3 protein-coding genes are annotated in these 2071 nt (G+C 72.0%); all 3 read right to left on the minus strand.

From position 1 onward, the window contains the following. On the minus strand, nt 1–1036 hold a 1036-nt coding region (locus tag FV228_RS27780; RefSeq protein WP_147857449.1), incomplete at its 3' end, for an acyltransferase family protein. 105 nt (nt 1037–1141) lie between these two features. Next, nucleotides 1142–1516, minus strand: coding sequence for an HNH endonuclease (locus tag FV228_RS27785; protein WP_147857450.1), 375 nt, complete (start codon nt 1514–1516; stop codon nt 1142–1144). Nucleotides 1517–1538: 22 nt separating this feature from the next. Then, a partial coding sequence (locus tag FV228_RS27790; RefSeq protein WP_147857451.1) for an alpha/beta hydrolase occupies nt 1539–2071 on the minus strand: 533 nt, incomplete at its 5' end.

Raw genomic sequence — 2071 nt, forward strand, 5'->3', positions numbered from 1 at the left:
GCCCATCCGCCAGCCGGAACCAGGCCGGGCGCACGAACAGCAGGGCGAGCGGCGTGTTCCGCACCAGCCGCTCCAGCGCCAGCGGCACCAGCAGCGCCGCCGCCATCACGATCAGCCCCGCGAGCCCGATATCGTTCACGAGGCCGGTGCGGACCAAGGTCTCCCGGGTCGCGGCCATGGGCAGCAAGAAGGCGAGATAGATCACGATCGAGCGCTGCCCGCAGGTCCGGAGAGCTTCGGCGACGACGCCTCCCACCCGCTCGATCAGCGCGGCCACGACTACGATCGCCAGGGCGCCGGCCGCCCCGAGGACGAGGCTCACGAGGGGCAGGCTGGCAAGGGTGGGATAGGCCGGATCGCCGGCGGGCGTCAGCGCCAGCCATCCCTCCACGACGGCCCAGGCGGCGAGGCCGCACAGCGCGGGGCCGACATGCCGACGGGCCGCGTCGGCAAGGGCGAAGATCCGGCCGGCGAACAGGTAGCCCGCCACGAAGTAGACGTAGCGGCCGCAGAACTCCTCGATGAGGGTCGCGTCGCTGCGGATGTCGGCGACCTGCAGCAGGGCCGCGCCAGCCAGCAGCAGTGCCCCCGGACACCGGCGCAAGGCCTTGGTCACCACGGAAAAAACCGCCAGCAGGTAGACGAACCACAGGCTCGAATAGGGCTCGACCAACGCGTGGGCGAGGTGGGCGGCGAACGCGCTCGGCCCGGCCTCCCCGACGATGCCGCCGTAGCGGGCCGCCGACTGGATCACCAGCCAGAGCCCGTAGAAATACGCGAAGTGCAGGACCCGGCGGTCGGCGAACAGGCGCCAGTCCCGGTCGATCACCCGACCCAGGAACAGGCCGGACAGCAGGAAGAAATCCGGGATCCGGAACGGCTTGGCGAAGGCCACCACCGGGTGCAGGAACCCCTCGCCGCCCAGGGCCGTGCCGGTGCCGATGACGGAATGCATCATCACCACCAGGAGGATGCAGATCCCCTTGGCGATATCGACCCAGGCCAGCCGGCCGTCCGCGTCCCCTGCCCCGCCCATCGATCAGCTCCCAGACCGGGGCCAATGTGGATCGACAAGGTTGACAGGCTTGCCGGCCGTGGGGCGAAACCTGCGGATGTCCTGAGCGCCGGGTAAACGGCGGCCTCAATCCCGGCGCTTGCCCGCGCGGCGGTCGCGGGTCATCCGCGTGGCGGCATGGAAATCGTCGGGCTTGCCGCGGATCCAGGCCAGGAACCGCGCGATCTCGGGATCGTCCCGCAGCGCGTCCACGTCGGCGAGCCGCCGGGCGATCTCGGCCTCGCTGTAGCAGGCATGGATCGCCGAATGGCAGATCTGGTGCAGCCGCACCGTGCCCTGGTGGGTCCCGCCCTTCAGCTTCGGGGTCAGGTGGTGCAGGCTGGAGCGGGCGCGGGGCGGGATCGGCCGACCGCAGAGCGGGCAGACCGGATCCGCCCGGGCAACCGCTCCGGGCATCTCCGGATCGTCGGCATTCCAGCGCCGGGAGCGGCGTCCGACCAAACCGTGTTTCCTCCCGCCCGCTTCAGGGCACAGCCTGATCCGCCGTCCCGCAGGCCGGCCCGACGAACAGCCGGAACAGCGCCTCGGCCTCGCGGTCCCGGGCCCCGACGATCGACACGTGGTCCCCCGGCACCAGCGCGAACTGCGCCCGGGGACCCGCCGCCGTGGCGAGCGCCCAAGCGAGCTTGGCCGGCACCACCGGGTCGTCGGAGCCCTGGACGATCAGGATCGGCGCGGACCCGCCGCGGATGCGCAGGTCCGAGCGATAGGTGTCGCGCAGGAGCCAGGACGGTGCCAGCGGGACATGCAGACGCACGGCATGGGTCAGCGAATCGAATGGTGCCTCAAGGTAGAGCCCGATCGCCTCGACTTGCCCGGCGATCGCGACCGCCACCGCGGTCCCCAAGGAATGGCCATGCAGCAGGATCGGCGCCCCCGGGGCCCGGGTACGCGCGGCCGCGACCGCCGCGAGCCCCTCGCGGATCAGGCCGTGCTCGCTCGGCGTGCCCGTCGAGCCCGGATAGCCGCGATAGGCCGGCGCCAGCAGGCCCCACC

This window comes from Methylobacterium sp. WL18 (assembly GCF_008040015.1).
Taxonomy (GTDB): domain Bacteria; phylum Pseudomonadota; class Alphaproteobacteria; order Rhizobiales; family Beijerinckiaceae; genus Methylobacterium; species Methylobacterium mesophilicum.